The organism is Streptomyces sp. cg35, assembly GCF_050410835.1.
Lineage (GTDB): Bacteria > Actinomycetota > Actinomycetes > Streptomycetales > Streptomycetaceae > Streptomyces.
Genome location: NZ_CP191268.1, coordinates 2,550,894 through 2,565,355, shown reverse-complemented (window position 1 = coordinate 2,565,355; position 14,462 = coordinate 2,550,894). Strand labels below are relative to the sequence as shown.

14 protein-coding genes are annotated in these 14,462 nt (G+C 71.6%); 10 read left to right on the top strand and 4 right to left on the bottom strand.

Annotated elements, in window-relative coordinates; translation table 11 throughout:
• The first annotated feature begins 166 nt into the window (after positions 1-166).
• The 3 genes from ACQUQD_RS11690 (at position 167) to ACQUQD_RS11680 (ending at position 2,238) form a co-directional block, all read left to right on the top strand.
• A complete protein-coding gene (locus ACQUQD_RS11690) occupies positions 167-859 on the top strand; it encodes a haloacid dehalogenase type II (protein WP_428957526.1) in 693 nt (230 codons plus the stop codon).
• 85 nt (positions 860-944) lie between these two features.
• Positions 945-1,646, top strand: a complete 702-nt coding sequence (locus ACQUQD_RS11685) for an SDR family oxidoreductase (RefSeq protein ID WP_428951991.1) — start codon at positions 945-947, stop codon at positions 1,644-1,646.
• Between the two features lie 22 nt (positions 1,647-1,668).
• Positions 1,669-2,238 carry a TetR/AcrR family transcriptional regulator gene (locus tag ACQUQD_RS11680; protein ID WP_428951990.1) on the top strand — a complete coding sequence of 190 codons (570 nt, stop codon included), beginning with the start codon at positions 1,669-1,671 and terminating at the stop codon, positions 2,236-2,238.
• A 101-nt stretch (positions 2,239-2,339) separates the two neighbouring features.
• Here ACQUQD_RS11680 and ACQUQD_RS11675 read toward each other — a convergent pair whose 3' ends face one another.
• From ACQUQD_RS11675 to ACQUQD_RS11665, 3 genes are all read right to left on the bottom strand, one after another.
• On the bottom strand, positions 2,340-3,485 hold the full coding sequence (locus ACQUQD_RS11675; protein ID WP_428951989.1) for a serine hydrolase domain-containing protein: 1,146 nt from the start codon (positions 3,483-3,485) through the stop codon (positions 2,340-2,342).
• Between the two features lie 141 nt (positions 3,486-3,626).
• Positions 3,627-4,307 (bottom strand): glycerophosphodiester phosphodiesterase, encoded by a 681-nt coding sequence (locus ACQUQD_RS11670; protein ID WP_428951988.1) that lies wholly within the window; start codon positions 4,305-4,307, stop codon positions 3,627-3,629.
• A gap of 37 nt (positions 4,308-4,344) precedes the next feature.
• A complete protein-coding gene (locus ACQUQD_RS11665) occupies positions 4,345-5,409 on the bottom strand; it encodes an adenosine deaminase (RefSeq protein ID WP_428957525.1) in 1,065 nt (354 codons plus the stop codon).
• A 132-nt stretch (positions 5,410-5,541) separates the two neighbouring features.
• On the opposite strand from ACQUQD_RS11665, the gene ACQUQD_RS11660 reads away from it, so the two are divergent.
• The gene (locus ACQUQD_RS11660; protein WP_428951987.1) at positions 5,542-6,177 is read left to right on the top strand and encodes a DUF4190 domain-containing protein; all 636 of its coding nucleotides are present in this window, start codon (positions 5,542-5,544) and stop codon (positions 6,175-6,177) included.
• A gap of 51 nt (positions 6,178-6,228) precedes the next feature.
• Here ACQUQD_RS11660 and ACQUQD_RS11655 read toward each other — a convergent pair whose 3' ends face one another.
• Positions 6,229-6,810: an NADAR family protein gene (locus ACQUQD_RS11655; RefSeq protein WP_428951986.1), complete on the bottom strand. Its 582-nt coding sequence runs from the start codon at positions 6,808-6,810 to the stop codon at positions 6,229-6,231.
• A gap of 217 nt (positions 6,811-7,027) precedes the next feature.
• Between ACQUQD_RS11655 and ACQUQD_RS11650 the strand changes: the two genes are divergently transcribed.
• From ACQUQD_RS11650 to ACQUQD_RS11625, 6 genes are all read left to right on the top strand, one after another.
• Positions 7,028-8,578, top strand: a complete 1,551-nt coding sequence (locus ACQUQD_RS11650) for a gamma-aminobutyraldehyde dehydrogenase (RefSeq protein ID WP_428951985.1) — start codon at positions 7,028-7,030, stop codon at positions 8,576-8,578.
• Between the two features lie 67 nt (positions 8,579-8,645).
• Positions 8,646-9,899, top strand: coding sequence for a polyamine ABC transporter substrate-binding protein (locus ACQUQD_RS11645; RefSeq protein WP_428951984.1), 1,254 nt, complete (start codon positions 8,646-8,648; stop codon positions 9,897-9,899).
• A gap of 56 nt (positions 9,900-9,955) precedes the next feature.
• Complete coding sequence (locus ACQUQD_RS11640; RefSeq protein WP_428951983.1) at positions 9,956-11,122, top strand: ABC transporter ATP-binding protein; 1,167 nt, start codon at positions 9,956-9,958, stop codon at positions 11,120-11,122.
• A complete protein-coding gene (locus tag ACQUQD_RS11635) occupies positions 11,119-12,048 on the top strand; it encodes an ABC transporter permease (RefSeq protein ID WP_428951982.1) in 930 nt (309 codons plus the stop codon). Before ACQUQD_RS11640 ends, ACQUQD_RS11635 begins: the two co-directional genes overlap by 4 nt.
• Complete coding sequence (locus ACQUQD_RS11630) at positions 12,048-12,839, top strand: ABC transporter permease (protein ID WP_428951981.1); 792 nt, start codon at positions 12,048-12,050, stop codon at positions 12,837-12,839. The genes ACQUQD_RS11635 and ACQUQD_RS11630 overlap by 1 nt, the downstream gene beginning before the upstream one ends.
• Before the next feature lie 46 nt (positions 12,840-12,885).
• Positions 12,886-14,304, top strand: a complete 1,419-nt coding sequence (locus ACQUQD_RS11625) for an NAD(P)/FAD-dependent oxidoreductase (RefSeq protein ID WP_428951980.1) — start codon at positions 12,886-12,888, stop codon at positions 14,302-14,304.
• The last annotated feature ends 158 nt before the right edge of the window (positions 14,305-14,462 follow it).

Genomic DNA, 14,462 nt, shown 5'->3' with positions numbered 1-14,462 from the left:
CGCGACCTGGATCACCGACATGATGCACAACGCCGGCTTCACCGGCCACGAGGGCGAGTTCCGCAAGCGGATCGCCCGAGCGGAACTGCAGCGCCAGTTCACCTCGGACGCGGCGAACGAGCTCTTCGGCGAACTCTCTGCCGGAACGAACCAGACAGGAGACCGGATGTCCGGGACAGGTGACATCGAGGCCGTCGTCTTCGACGTCCTCGGCACGATGGTCGACGAGCCGGGCGGGCTCCGGGCGGCCGTCCGCGAGGCGGTGCCCGACGCCGATGCGGCGTCCGTCGATTCCCTGCTCACCGTGTGGCAGGAACACGTGGAGCACGAGCAGCGGCGCATCGAGGACGGCGGCCGGGCCTACGCCAACAGCGAGGTCATCGATCGCGAGGCGGCCCGCCGCGTCGCCGGCCGCGCCGGGCTCACCGACCCCGTCGCCGTCGAACGGCTGGCCACGGCGAGCCGGCGCCTGGATCCCTGGGCCGACTCCGTCGACGCACTCGCGCGCCTCGCGCGGAGCCTGCCCGTCCTGGGGCTCTCGAACGCCGGGCGCGTGACACTGCTCCGCCTCGACGCGCACGCCGGGCTCCGCTGGCATCTGGCGCTGTCCGCCGAGGACGCTCGCGCCTACAAGCCCGCGCCGGAGGTCTACCGGCTCGCGCTCGACGCGGCGGGCTGTCCGCCGGAGCGCGTGCTGATGGTCGCCGCCCACGCCTGGGACCTGCGCGGCGCGCAGGCGGTGGGCATGCGGACCGCCTACGTCGAGCGGCCGGTCGGGGATCCGCCGGGGGCGTCCGACACCTTCGACCTGCGGGTCGGCGGCCTGGACGAGCTGGTGACCGCGCTCACGGGGACATAGGCCCGCTTGAGATCGGAAACCGATCGGTTTACGCTACTGGAAACCGATCGGTTTCCCATTGTCGGATCCCTGCTTGGAGTACGCCATGACCGACCTCAAGAACGCCGTCGCGCTCGTCACCGGCGGCAGCCGCGGCATCGGAGCCGCGCTGGTCGAGGAGCTGTACGCGCGCGGCGCCGCCAAGGTCTACGCGACGGCCCGCGACCCGCGCACCGTGACCCACCCCGACGCCGTACCGCTCGCCCTGGAGGTCACCGACCCGGCGTCCGTCGCGGCCGCGGCCGCCCAGGCGCCCGACGTCACCGTGCTGGTCAACAACGCGGGCGCCTCGGTGAAGGCGTCCTTCATCGGCTCGCCCGTCGAGGACGTGCGCCGCGAGTTCGAGACCAACTTCTACGGGCCGCTGCTCGTCACCCGCGCCTTCGTGCCGGTCATCGAGGCCAACGGCGGCGGTCACCTCCTCAACGTCCACTCCGTGCTCTCCTGGCTCGGCGTCGCGGACTCCTACAGCGCCTCCAAGGCCGCGCTCTGGTCGCAGACCAACTCCCTGCGCCTGGAGCTGCGGCCGCGCGGCATCGAGGTCACCGGGCTGCACGTCGGCTACGTCGACACCGACCTCACCGCCGGAATCGACGCCCCGAAGTCCGACGCGCGGGCGGTGGCCGCCGCCGCTTTTGACGGGGTCGCGTCGGGCGCGTACGAGGTGCTCGCGGACGACGTGTCACGGCAGGTGAAGGCGGGCCTGTCCGGGGACCTCGCCGCGCTGTACCCGCAGCTGGCGCGGTAGCCGTCCCGCGTAATCTCGCACCATGACCACAGAGGCGAAGCCCAGCTCCCGCGACCGGCTGCTCGACGCGGCCGCCGCGCTCGCCTACCGCGACGGCGTCGGTGTCGGCATCGCGGAGCTGTGCAAGGCGGCGGGCGTCTCCAAGCGCTCGATGTACCAGCTCTTCGAGAGCAAGGACGAACTGCTCGCCGAGAGCCTGAAGCGGCGCGCCCCCGGATTCGCCGAGCGGCTCCGGCCCGCCGAGGGCGACGCCCGCACCCCGCGCGAGCGGATCCTGTACGTCTTCGGACAGGTGGAGGAGGCGGCCTCCGCCGACACGTACCGGGGCTGCCCCTTCCTGGCGGTCCAGGTCGAGCTCAAGGACGAGGAGCACCCCGCCAGCCGGGTGGCGCGCCGCGTCAAGGCGGACCTGGCCGGCTTCTTCCGCGACGAGGCGGAGCGCGGCGGTGCGGCCGACCCGGAGCTGCTCGCCCGCCAGTTGATGCTGGTCTTCGACGGGGCGAGCGCCCGCGCGGGGATCGGGGCCGACTCGCCGGCCGGCCTGGTGGTGCCGACCGTCGTCGTCCTGCTCGATGCCGCCGGAGTCGGCTGAGCGGGCCACCGTCGCGGGGGCGCGTGGGCGGCCGCGGCGACGGTCGTCTCGCACGGGGTGGCGCGGCGGCTGACCGCCCGCCGCTGACGTGCCCCGTCCGGTCAGCTGTTCGCCACGGCGGCCATGACGATGCGCTGGGCCACGGGATTCATCTCCTCGCCCTTCGCGTCCGTGGCGTTGACGGAGTAGACGACGGTCCTGGACAGATCGCGGGTCGCCGCGACGGCCGTCGCGTACCCGTAGCGGGAACCGGTCTTGGCCCAGAACACCGTGCCGTCGAACTCGATGCGCTGCAGGCCCGCGCTCATCGTCGCGCCCTTGATGCCGGACGGCACGGTGAACATCTCCCGCAGCTGCGGCGCGGGCACGATCCGCCCCCGGAACAGCGCGGTCAGCAGGCGCTCCAGGTCGGCCGTCGTCGAGATCATGTCGCCCGCCGCCTGCCGGTCGCCCTGCGCCCAGTCCGTGACGTCGACGAACTCGCCCTCCACGAGCTGGTATCCGCGGTTGTGCGGACCGTGGATGACCGGGTCGTCACCCGGGAAGGACGTGTCGCGCATCCCGGCGGGGCGCAGCACGAGCCGCGTCGCCACGTCCGCGTACGAGCGTCCCGTCACCCGCTCGATCAGCAGGCCGAGCAGCGTGTAGTTGATGTTCAGGTAGTGCTGCTGCCGGCCCGGCCGGAACTCCGGACCCTTGGCGAGCGCGGAGGCGGCCACCCGCTCGGGCGTGAGGACGTCGAAGCGGTGCGCGTACTGGTCGGCGAACGTGTCGCCCCAGCCGTCGCCGGGCTGGATGCCGCTGGTGTGGTTGAGCAACTGCCGTACGGAGACGGGCCGGTGGAAGGCGGTACCGCGGAAGAGCGCCGGGAGGTAGCGCTGCACCGGGGCGTCCAGGCCGATCCTGCCGTCCGCGGCGAGCCGCAGCACCGCGGCGGCCGTGACCACCTTGGTCGTCGACCCGGCCCGGAAGCGGCCGTGCTCGTCGGCGGCCCGCCCCGAGCCCAGATCGTGCACCCCGCCCGCCCCGTGCCAGGAGCCGCCGCTGCCGCCGACCCGGACGAGCGCGGCGGTGGCGTCGGCGTCGGGCAGCCCCGCGACGGCCGCCGCCAGAGCCCTGGCGTCCGGGGTGCCGGGCGCGGGTGCGGCCACGGCCGGGCGGGCCTGCGCCGGGACCGCGGCGAGCGGCACCGCGACCGCGCCGAGGGCGAGCGATGCGGACAGGGCGAGGGCGGCACGACGCTTCAAGGGAGCCTCCTGGTGGGGGAGTTGACCCGGCTGGGCCGACCCGCACCATCCTGGGCGGCGCCCGACCGCGGGAGGTCGTCGCGAAGGACGATCCGGACCCTGGTCCGCGCCGTGCCCGTCCCCTAGGGGAGTGCCGGCGTCTCAGGCGTCGCGCAGTGCCGTCAGGACGTCGATCCGGTTCGTCGTGACCGAGTCGACGCCGGCGTCGAGCAGCCGTCGCATCGACCGCTTCGTGTCCGGGGTCCACACCGAGACGAGGTGTCCGCCGCGGTGGACGCGGGCCACAAGCTCCCGGCTCACCAGCGGGAAGCGGTAGTTGAGCCAGCGCGGGCGGACCGCGTCCAGCAGGGCGGGACGCGGCGGGGCCAGCGTCGTCCAGGTCAGGGCGATCTCGGCGGACGGATCCGCGGCGCGCACCTTGAGCATCGTCTCGGCGCCCGCGCAGTAGTAGACGCGGTCCTCGGCGCCGCAGTCGCGGATCGCGCCGACGACGGTGCGGACCGCCCGGGCGGTCGCACCCGGCAGGTCGACCATCACCCGGGCGCCGTCCGTCGCCTTCAGCCCCTCGGCCAGCGTCGGCACCCCGCCCGCCGTCAGCCCGCGCACCTCGTCGGCGGAGAGCGCGGACAGCGGGCGGTCGTGCTCCCACAGCCGCTCGAGCGTCGCGTCGTGCAGCAGCACGGGCACGCCGTCGCGGGTCAGACGGACGTCGATCTCCACCGCGTCCGCGCCCCGGTCCAGCGCGGAGCGCAGGGACGGGAGGGTGTTCTCGCGGACACGGTAGGGGTCGCCTCGATGGGCCACGGCAGTCACGGTGCGCATGGCCCCATTGTGGTGGGTGCGGCCGGACCGCCGGGTGTTACGCGTCGGCGAGCCAGGCCTCCGTGTACGCGTCGATCTCCGCGGCGATCCGGGCCTTGCCGGGCTCGTCGAGGAAGGAGACGCGCACCGCGTTCTTCGCGAGCTCGGCAAGCCCCCGCTCGTCGAGATCGAGGAGACGGGCGGCGACCGCGTACTCGTTGTTGAGGTCCGTGGCGAACATCGGCGGGTCGTCCGAGTTGATCGTGACGGTCACGCCCGCGTCCACGAACTGCTTCAGGGGGTGCTCGTCGAGGGTGGCCACCGCGCGCGTCGCGATGTTCGACGTCGGGCACACCTCCAGCGGGATGCCGTGCTCGGCGAGGTGCGCGAGCAGCTTCGGGTCCTGGGCGCTGGAGGTGCCGTGCCCGATGCGCTCGGCGCCCAGGTAGGTCAGCGCGTCCCACACCGTCCCGGGCCCGGTCGTCTCGCCGGCGTGCGGTACGGAGTGCAGGCCCGCCGCGATCGCGCGGTCGAAGTACGGCTTGAACTGCGGCCGGGGCACGCCGATCTCGGGGCCGCCGAGCCCGAACGACACCAGGCCCTCCGGGCGCAGCGCGTCGTCCGTCGCGAGCCGCACCGTCTCCTCGGCCGACTCCAGGCCCGCCTCGCCCGGGATGTCGAAGCACCAGCGCAGCACCGTGCCGAACTCCGACTCGGCGGCCTTGCGGGCGTCCTCGACGGCGTCCATGAACCCGCGGGCGTCGATGCCGCGGCGGGTCGAGGAGTACGGGGTGATGGTGAGCTCGGCGTAGCGCACGTTCTGCCGGGCCATGTCGCGGGCCACCTCGTACGTGAGGAGCCGGACGTCCTCCGGCGTCCGGATCAGGTCGACCACGGACAGGTACACGGTGATGAAGTGCGCGAAGTCCCGGAACGTGAAGAAGTCCGCGAGGGCCTCGGGGTCGGTGGGCACCTGGGAGTCGGGGTGCCGGGCGGCGAGCGCCGCCACGATCCTGGGTGAGGCGGAGCCCACGTGATGGACGTGGAGTTCTGCTTTCGGCAGTCCGGCGACAAAGGTCTGCAGGCGCTGGCTCACGGATTCCTCCCCAGGAACTCGGGTGATCGGCTGATCGGGGTCCCCGGCATCGTATGCGGGCGCGTCCCGGGCGCGGCCGGGCGGGATCCCGGCCGCCGGGGAGCCCGGGCCACGGGCCCCGTAGCATGTCGGGACGCACGAACTAAGGGGGCGCTTCACATGGCAGGCGGCACCACACCGCAGGGGAACGACCCCTGGGCCGCGCCGCAGGACGCGGCAGCACAGCAGCAGCCGAAGGCCCAGGAGGCCCGCGGCCTGCACGACAGCCAGACGGTGACGGCGATGCCGGCCCACCAGGTACCTCAGGCACCGCAGCCCCCGCAGGCGCCACAACCGCCCCAGGCACCGCAGCCGCCCCAGTCGCCGTACGGGGCGCCGCCCGTGCAGCAGGGAGGTCCGGTGCCGCCCCCGCCGGTCTCGCCCGCCGGCCCGGGCCTGCCGTCGTACGGCAGCTACCAGAGCGGCCCGCAGTACGGGTACGCGGCGCAGCAGCCCGCGCCGTACGGCGCCGCTCCCCAGTACGGCTGGCCGGGCGGGATGCCCGCGCAGCCGAGCAACGGCATCGGGGTCGCCGGCATGGTGACCGGCATCGTCTCCGCCGTGCTGTGCCTGATGTGGCCGCTCGCCATCATCACCGGCATCCTCGGCATCGTCTTCGGCATCATCGGCCGGGGCAAGGCCAGGCGCGGCGAGGCGACCAACCCGGGACAGGCCCTGACCGGGATCATCTGCGGCTCGTTCGGACTGGTCGTCGGCATCGGATTCATCGTGCTGCTGGTCGCGGTCAACGCCTGACCGCACGGCCGAGAACCGGGCCCGGGGCGCCGCCCCGGGCCCGCGCGCCGGTCAGGCCGGCTGCGCCGCGAGCCGCCGCCGCGCCTCCATGAGCGCGAACCCCAGCAGGTTCGGCCCGCGCCAGGTGCGCGGATCCTGCGCCGCCGCGTCGTCCGCGGCCAGGCCGATGCCCCAGATCCGGTCCACCGGACTCGCCTCCACCAGCACGCGCTCGCCCGTGCCCAGCAGAAAGTCCCGCAGGGCCGGGTCCGCGGCGAACTTGTGGACGCTGCCCGCCACGACGATCCGGAACCGCTCCCGCTGCCACACCGCGTCGTCGAAGCCCCGCACCAGGCGGCCCGCCTTCTTCGCCTCGGACGGATGCCCCGCGGCCACCGCGCGCCGCTCGGCGTCCCGGTCACCGAACAGCCGGGCCTTCGCCGCCATCATCCAGTGCTCCGCCGTCGCGTACTCCACGCCGTCCACAGTGAACGGCGAAGGCCACCACTGACTCAGGCAACTCGCCCCCAGCTCACCGTCCTTGCGCGGTGCGTGCCCCCAGAAGTGCAGATACTTCACCCGTGCTCCCGCGGCCAGGGCCGCCACCAGCGATTCCCTGCTGTCGATCTCCATCTCGTCCCCCATGATCTCCATGCACGCGAGTCTGGCACGCACCACGGACACTCCGTCCTGGGTTTTCCAGGGGGACTCGACACCTGGTCGACAGATTCCGTCGCGTAACCAAAAGGCAACAACGGAATCACTTGTTGACGTACTACAGCTCTGTCAGGATCGGCACTCAAATCGAGCTGGAGCCACGCCGGCCCCTGCGGGACGGGCCGCCGGCGCAGGAGAGCGAGAGCGAGCACTCATGCACAACCCCACCCCGGCCGACCCCATCCGGGCCGAAGCCGTCGCCGCCGCCGCGCAGGAGCGCTTCGCCGACGGGGCGAACTTCATCGCAGGACGTCTGGTCAAGGGCACCTCGGGCCGGACCCACTCCGTCGTCGACCCGGCCACCGGCAAGGACGTGTACACGTACGAGCTCGCGGGCGCGCAGGACGTGGACGCCGCCGTCGCCGCCGCCCGCGACGCCTTCCCCGGCTGGGCCGGGGCGACCCCCGGCGAGCGGTCCGACGCGATGCACCGGTTCGCGGGCGTGCTGGACGAGCGGGCCGAGGAGTTCGCGCGGCTCGAGTCGCTGCAGTGCGGCAAGCCCATCAAGCTGAGCCGCGAGTTCGACGTCCCGGGCACCGTCGACAACACCGCCTTCTTCGCGGGCGCCGCCCGGCATCTGCAGGGCCAGTCCGCGGGCGAGTACAGCGGGGACCACACCTCGTACGTACGCCGTGAGCCCATCGGCGTCGTCGGCTCCATCGCCCCCTGGAACTACCCGCTCCAGATGGCCGCCTGGAAGGTGCTGCCGGCCATCGCCGCCGGGAACACCATCGTCCTCAAGCCCGCCGAACTGACCCCGTTCACCTCGCTGCTCTTCGCGCAGTGCGCCACCGAGGCCGGGCTCCCCGACGGCGTGGTCAACGTCGTCTCCGGCGCGGGCCGGGACGCGGGCGAGCACCTCGTCGGACACCCGGACGTCGCCATGACCTCCTTCACCGGCTCCACCGGCGTCGGCAAGCGCGTCGCCGAGGTCGCCACCGCCACCGTGAAGCGGCTGCACCTGGAGCTCGGCGGCAAGGCCCCGTTCGTCGTGTTCGACGACGCCGACCTGGAGGCCGCGGTGCACGGCGCCGTCGCGGGCGCCCTCATCAACACCGGGCAGGACTGCACCGCCGCCACGCGCGCGTACGTGCAGCGCCCCCTCTACGACGCCTTCGTGTCGGGCGTCGCGGACCTGATGGGGACGATCCGCCTCGGTGACCCGTTCGCCGAGGACACCGACCTCGGCCCGCTCATCTCGCACGCCCAGCGCGACCGCGTCGCCGGCTTCGTGGACCGCGCCCGCGGCTACGCGCGCGTGGTCACCGGCGGCGAGGCCCCCGGCGGCGCCCTCGCCGACGGCGCCTACTACCGGCCCACCCTCATCGCCGACGCCGCGCAGGACAGCGAGATCGTGCAGTCCGAGATCTTCGGGCCCGTCCTGGTGGTGCTGCCCTTCGACAGCGACGACGAGGGCATCCGGCTCGCCAACGACACCCCCTACGGCCTCGCCGCCTCGGCCTGGTCGACCAACGTGTTCCGGGCGAACCGCGCCACCCGCGAGATCAAGGCGGGCTGCGTCTGGATCAACGACCACATCCCGATCCTCAGCGAGATGCCGCACGGCGGCTACAAGGCGTCCGGCTTCGGCAAGGACATGTCCGCCTACTCCTTCGAGGAGTACACGCAGATCAAGCACGTCATGTTCGACAACACCGCGGTCGCCAGGAAGGACTGGCACCGCACGATCTTCGGGGACCGATAGAAACCAGGCCGCCCGACCAGCGGCCGCCCCACCTCCCGTAAGGGCCTCCCGAAAGGGCACCACGCGCATGGAGCAGTACGAGCCCGACCGCCTGTCCCCGGCCCAAGTGGCGGCTGTGCGGCGGAGTTTCCGGAATGGCAGGGCCGCCCTGTCCCGCCGTTCGCTGCTGCGCGCCTCGGCGGGCGGCGCGCTCGCCGTCGGCGGCCTCGGGGCGCTGAGCGGCTGCGGCATCCCGGCCGCGAGCACGTCGCAGGGCGGCATCTCGTCCGAGGACCACTCGGCCAAGGAGAAGACGATCAACTTCTCCAACTGGACCGAGTACATCGACATGAGCGACGACGAGAAGCACCGGCCCACCCTGGACGCGTTCACCAAGCGCACCGGGATCCGGGTCAAGTACACCGAGGACATCAACGACAACGTCGAGTTCTTCGGCAAGGTCAAGCCGCAGCTCGCCGCGGGCCAGGACACCGGCCGCGACATCATGGTCCTCACCGACTGGCTGGCCGCCCGCCTCATCCGCTACGGCTGGGTGCAGAAGCTCGACCCGGCCAACCTGCCGCACGCGTACACCAACCTGTCCGCCCAGTTCCGCAACCCCGACTGGGACCCGGGCCGCGCCTACTCCTACCCCTGGACGGGCATCTCGACGGTCATCGCGTACAACACGAAGGCCACCGGCGGCAAAGAGATCACCTCGGTCTCGCAGCTCCTCGACGACCCCCAGCTCAAGGGCCGGGTCGGCCTGCTCTCGGAGATGCGCGACACCATCGGCATGACGCTGATCGACATGGGCAAGGACCCGCGCGACTTCAAGGCCGACGACTTCGACGCGGCGATCGCCCGCGTCCAGAAGGCCGTCGACAAGAAGCAGGTGCGCCGCTTCACCGGCAACGACTACATAGCCGACCTCAGTAAGGGCGACCTGGCGGCCTGTCTCGCCTGGGCCGGTGACGTGGTCCAGCTCCAGGCGGACAACCCGCACGTCAAGTTCGCGATCCCGGACGCCGGTTACATCTCGTCGACCGACAACCTGCTGGTCCCGAACAAGGCGCGGCACAAGACGAACGCCGAGAAGCTCATCGACTACTACTACGAGCCCGCCGTCGGCGCCGAACTCGCCGCCTGGATCAACTACGTCACCCCGCTCGACACCGGCGTCGTCAAGCCGGAACTCGCGAAGATCGACAAGGACGTCGCGAACGACCCCCTCATCGTCCCCGACAAGGCGATGGCGGCCAAGGCGCACGGCTTCCGCTCGCTGACCGCCAAGGAAGAGACCTCGTTCGAGGAGAAGTTCGCCCAGCTCACCGGCGGCTGAGCCGGTCCCGGCCCGCGCCCCCAACTGCCCCTGCCCTCAGACTCCTTGGACTCACCATGACGACCGACCACGGCGGCGACGTCCGTCTCACCGGGATCAGCAAGACGTACGACAACGGGTTCACGGCCGTACAGCCGCTGGACCTCACCGTGCCCCAGGGCTCGTTCTTCGCACTGCTCGGCGCCTCCGGCTGCGGCAAGACGACCACGCTGCGCATGATCGCGGGCCTGGAGGAACCGACGACAGGAACGGTTCACCTGGGGGAGCAGGACGTCACCGCGCTGCCGCCCTACAAGCGGCCGGTGAACACCGTCTTCCAGTCCTACGCGCTCTTCCCGCACCTCGACATCTTCGAGAACGTCGCCTTCGGCCTGCGCCGCCGCGGCATCAAGTCGGTGAAGAAGCAGGTCGAGGAGATGCTCGACCTGGTGCAGCTCGGCGAGCACAAGCGCAAGAAGCCGCACCAGCTCTCCGGCGGCCAGCAGCAGCGCGTCGCCGTGGCCCGCGCCCTGATCAACCACCCCAAGGTGCTCCTGCTCGACGAGCCGCTCGGCGCCCTCGACCTCAAGCTGCGCCGCCAGATGCAGCTGGAGCTCAAGCGCATCCAGACCGAGGTCGGCATCACCTTCATCCACGTCACGCACGACCAGGAGGAGGCCATGACCATGGCCGACACCGTCGCCGTGATGAACCAGGGCCGCGTCGAACAGCTCGGCGCCCCCACCGACCTGTACGAGAACCCGGGCTCCACCTTCGTCGCCAACTTCCTCGGCACCTCGAACTTCATCGAGGCCGAGATCGCGGGCCGCGCCGGGGAGGACCTGACGCTGAAGGCCGGCGACGGCAAGCTCGTGCTGCCCACCGCGCGATGTTCCGCCGCCACCGCCACGGGCGGCAAGGTCCTGCTCGGCGTACGCCCCGAGAAGATCTCGCTCACCCACGCCGACGACGCGGGCACCATCCCCGACGGCCGCAACCGGATCACCGGCCGCATCGCCGACAGCAGCTTCATCGGCGTCTCCACGCAGTACGTCATCGACAGCCCGCTCTGCGACGAGTTCGAGGTCTACGCCCAGAACATCGAGCGCGACAGCCGCCTCGCGCCCGGCGCCGAGGTCGTCCTGCACTGGAACCCGGCGCACACCTTCGGCCTCGACGCCGCGCAGGACGCCGAGGCGGGCGTGGAGAAGGTCTCGGAGAACGCAGAGGGCGCCGCCGCATGAGCACTGTCACCGACGCGCCCCCGGCGGCGCCCGCTCCGGCACAGCAGCCCCGCAAGGTCCGCAGCCGCGGCCGCCTCGTCCCGTACTGGCTGCTGCTGCCCGGCATCCTGTGGCTGGTCGTCTTCTTCGCCCTGCCGATGATCTACCAGGCGTCGACCTCGGTGCAGCAGGGATCGCTGGAGGACGGCTTCAAGGTCACCTGGCACTTCGCGACGTACTGGGACGCGCTGTCGGACTACTACCCGCAGTTCCTGCGCTCCGTCCTGTACGCGGGCTGCGCCACGATCCTGTGCCTGCTGCTCGGCTATCCGCTCGCCTACCTGATCGCGTTCCGTGCGGGCCGCTGGCGCAATGTCGTGCTGATCCTGGTCATCGCGCCGTTCTTCACCAGCTTCCTGATCCGCACGCTCGCCTGGAAGACGATCCTCGCGGACGGCGGGCCCGTCGTCGGCGCCCTCAACACCCTGCACGTCCTCGACGTCACGACCTGGCTCGGCATGACCGAGGGCGACCGCGTCCTCGCCACACCGCTCGCGGTGGTGTGCGGCCTCACGTACAACTTCCTGCCGTTCATGATCCTGCCGCTCTACACGTCGCTGGAGCGCATCGACAGCCGGCTGCACGAGGCGGCCGGCGACCTGTACGCGTCCCCGGCGACCACCTTCCGCAAGGTGACCTTCCCGCTGTCGATGCCCGGCGTCGTCTCCGGCACCCTGCTCACCTTCATCCCGGCGGCCGGCGACTACGTGAACGCGGACCTGCTCGGCTCCACCGACACCCGCATGGTCGGCAACGTCATCCAGACGCAGTTCCTGCGCATTCTCGACTATCCGACGGCGGCGGCCCTCTCCTTCATCCTCATGGCGGCCATTCTCGTCATGGTCACCGTCTACATTCGCCGTGCCGGAACGGAGGACCTCGTCTGATGCGCTGGCTGCGGAAGAATTTCGTGGTGATAGCGGGCCTGCTCACGCTCGCCTATCTGCTCCTCCCGAACGTCATTGTCACGGTCTTCTCCTTCAACAAGCCCAAGGGCCGCTTCAATTACGAGTGGCAGCAGTTCTCGCTGGACGCCTGGAAGAATCCGTGCGGCGTCGCCGACATGTGCGGCTCGCTGTCGCTGAGCCTGCAGATCGCGCTGTGGGCGACGATCGGCGCGACCGTCCTCGGCACGATGATCGCCTTCGCGCTGGTGCGCTACCGGTTCCGGGCGCGCGGCGCGGTCAACTCGCTGATCTTCCTGCCGATGGCGATGCCGGAGGTCGTGATGGCGGCCTCGCTGCTCACGCTCTTCCTCAACATGGGCGCTCAGCTGGGCTTCTGGACGATCCTCATCGCCCACATCATGTTCTGCCTGAGCTTCGTGGTGACGGCCGTGAAGGCGCGCGTGATGTCGATGGACCCGCGCCTCGAGCAGGCCGCCCAGGACCTGTACGCGGGCCCCGCGCAGACCTTCCTGCGGGTCACGCTGCCGATCGCGGCGCCCGGCATCGCGGCGGGCGCGCTGCTCGCCTTCGCGCTCTCCTTCGACGACTTCATCATCACGAATTTCAACGCGGGTTCGACCGTGACGTTCCCCATGTTCGTGTGGGGATCGGCGCAGCGCGGTACGCCCGTTCAGATCAATGTCATCGGTACGGCCATGTTCCTGGTCGCCGTACTGTGCGTGCTTGCCGGAATGATGGTCGGCAAGCGCAAGAACAAGACGGCCGCGTAGAGCACACGGCCGTCCCTGAAAAGCAGTTCCTGAGGGAGTTGAAATCATGGCCGCTGGAGCCATGAACCGCTGGACCGCGTCGCTGGCCGACGCCAAGCCCGTCTCGTACTGGCTGGACGACCCCGGCAGGCCCGAGCCCCGCCCCGCCCTCACCGGCGACGAGCACTGCGATCTGCTCGTCGTCGGCGGCGGCTACAGCGGGCTGTGGACGGCGCTCATCGCCAAGGAGCGCGACCCCGGCCGGGACGTCGTCCTCGTCGAGGGCCGCGAGATCGGCTGGGCCGCCTCCGGGCGCAACGGCGGGTTCTGCGCCGCCTCCCTCACGCACGGCACGGCCAACGGGCTCTCCCGCTGGCCGGGGGAGATCAAGAAGCTGGAGGAGCTGGGCGCCGCCAACCTCGACGCCATCGAGGACGCGGTGGCCCGCTACTCCATCGACTGCGACTTCGAGCGCACCGGCGAGCTGGACGTGGCGACGCAGCCGCACCAGGTCGCCGAACTCCGCGAGTTCTACGCGGAGCTGAGCGAGGCCGGCCTTGCCGACGGCCTGGAGATGCTGGACGCGGACGAGGTCCGCGAGCAGGTCGACTCGCCCACCTTCCTCGGCGCCCTGTACGACCGGCGAGGCGTCGCCATGCTGCACCCGGCGAAGCTGGCCTGGGGCCTCAAACAGGCCTGCCTCGACCTCGGCGTACGCATCTACGAGCACACGCCGGCCACCGAACTCGCCTCCCGCAGCACCGCAGTGGCGGTCCGCACCCCGTACGGACGGGTCTTCGCGCAGCACGCCGCGCTCGGGACGAACGTGTTCCCGTCCCTGGTCAAGCGGGTCCGCTCGTACACGGTCCCGGTGTACGACTACGCGCTGATGACGGAGCCGCTGAGCGAGGGGCAGCTGGCCTCGATCGGCTGGAAGAACCGGCAGGGCCTCGGCGACTCGGCCAACCAGTTCCACTACTTCCGGCTCTCCGCCGACAACCGCATCCTGTGGGGCGGCTACGACGCGATCTACCCGTACGGCGGCCGCGTCCGCGAGGAGCTCGACCACCGCCCGGAGACGTACGCGAAGCTCGCGGGCCACTTCTTCACCTGCTTCCCTCAGCTGGAGGGCCTGCGCTTCACCCACGCGTGGGGCGGCGCCATCGACACCTGCTCCCGCTTCTCGGCGTTCTTCGGCACCGCCCACGGCGGCCGGGTCGCCTACGCCGCCGGGTACACCGGCCTGGGCGTCGGCGCGACCCGCTTCGGCGCGGACGTGATGCTCGACCTGCTGTCGGGCGAGCGCACGGAACGCACCGAGCTGGAGATGGTCCGCACGAAGCCGCTGCCGTTCCCGCCGGAGCCCTTCGCGTCCACCGGCATCGCGCTCACCAAGTGGTCGCTGGCCCGCGCCGACGACAACGGCGGCCGGCGCAACCTGTGGCTGAAGGCGATGGACGGCCTGGGCCTCGGCTTCGACAGCTGACCCGGGTCGCTCGTCCGTCGGCGTCCCCTGAGGGAAGTACAGCCGCCACCCGGCCTCCGGGCGGCGGCGCCACAGGGAGCTGGACCGACTCCCGGTGCCGGCGCCGCCCCGCACCCCGCCCTCGATCCACCGGCGTACGCCCTGGTGGGGCGGTGTGA

Coding starts and splice junctions, on each gene's coding strand:
- ACQUQD_RS11690 (WP_428957526.1), top strand. CDS start 167: ATGTCCGGGACAGGTGACATCGAGGCCGTCGTCTTCGACGTCCTCGGC.
- ACQUQD_RS11685 (WP_428951991.1), top strand. CDS start 945: ATGACCGACCTCAAGAACGCCGTCGCGCTCGTCACCGGCGGCAGCCGC.
- ACQUQD_RS11680 (WP_428951990.1), top strand. CDS start 1,669: ATGACCACAGAGGCGAAGCCCAGCTCCCGCGACCGGCTGCTCGACGCG.
- ACQUQD_RS11670 (WP_428951988.1), bottom strand. CDS start 4,307: ATGCGCACCGTGACTGCCGTGGCCCATCGAGGCGACCCCTACCGTGTC.
- ACQUQD_RS11660 (WP_428951987.1), top strand. CDS start 5,542: ATGGCAGGCGGCACCACACCGCAGGGGAACGACCCCTGGGCCGCGCCG.
- ACQUQD_RS11655 (WP_428951986.1), bottom strand. CDS start 6,810: ATGGAGATCATGGGGGACGAGATGGAGATCGACAGCAGGGAATCGCTG.
- ACQUQD_RS11650 (WP_428951985.1), top strand. CDS start 7,028: ATGCACAACCCCACCCCGGCCGACCCCATCCGGGCCGAAGCCGTCGCC.
- ACQUQD_RS11645 (WP_428951984.1), top strand. CDS start 8,646: ATGGAGCAGTACGAGCCCGACCGCCTGTCCCCGGCCCAAGTGGCGGCT.
- ACQUQD_RS11640 (WP_428951983.1), top strand. CDS start 9,956: ATGACGACCGACCACGGCGGCGACGTCCGTCTCACCGGGATCAGCAAG.
- ACQUQD_RS11635 (WP_428951982.1), top strand. CDS start 11,119: ATGAGCACTGTCACCGACGCGCCCCCGGCGGCGCCCGCTCCGGCACAG.
- ACQUQD_RS11630 (WP_428951981.1), top strand. CDS start 12,048: ATGCGCTGGCTGCGGAAGAATTTCGTGGTGATAGCGGGCCTGCTCACG.
- ACQUQD_RS11625 (WP_428951980.1), top strand. CDS start 12,886: ATGGCCGCTGGAGCCATGAACCGCTGGACCGCGTCGCTGGCCGACGCC.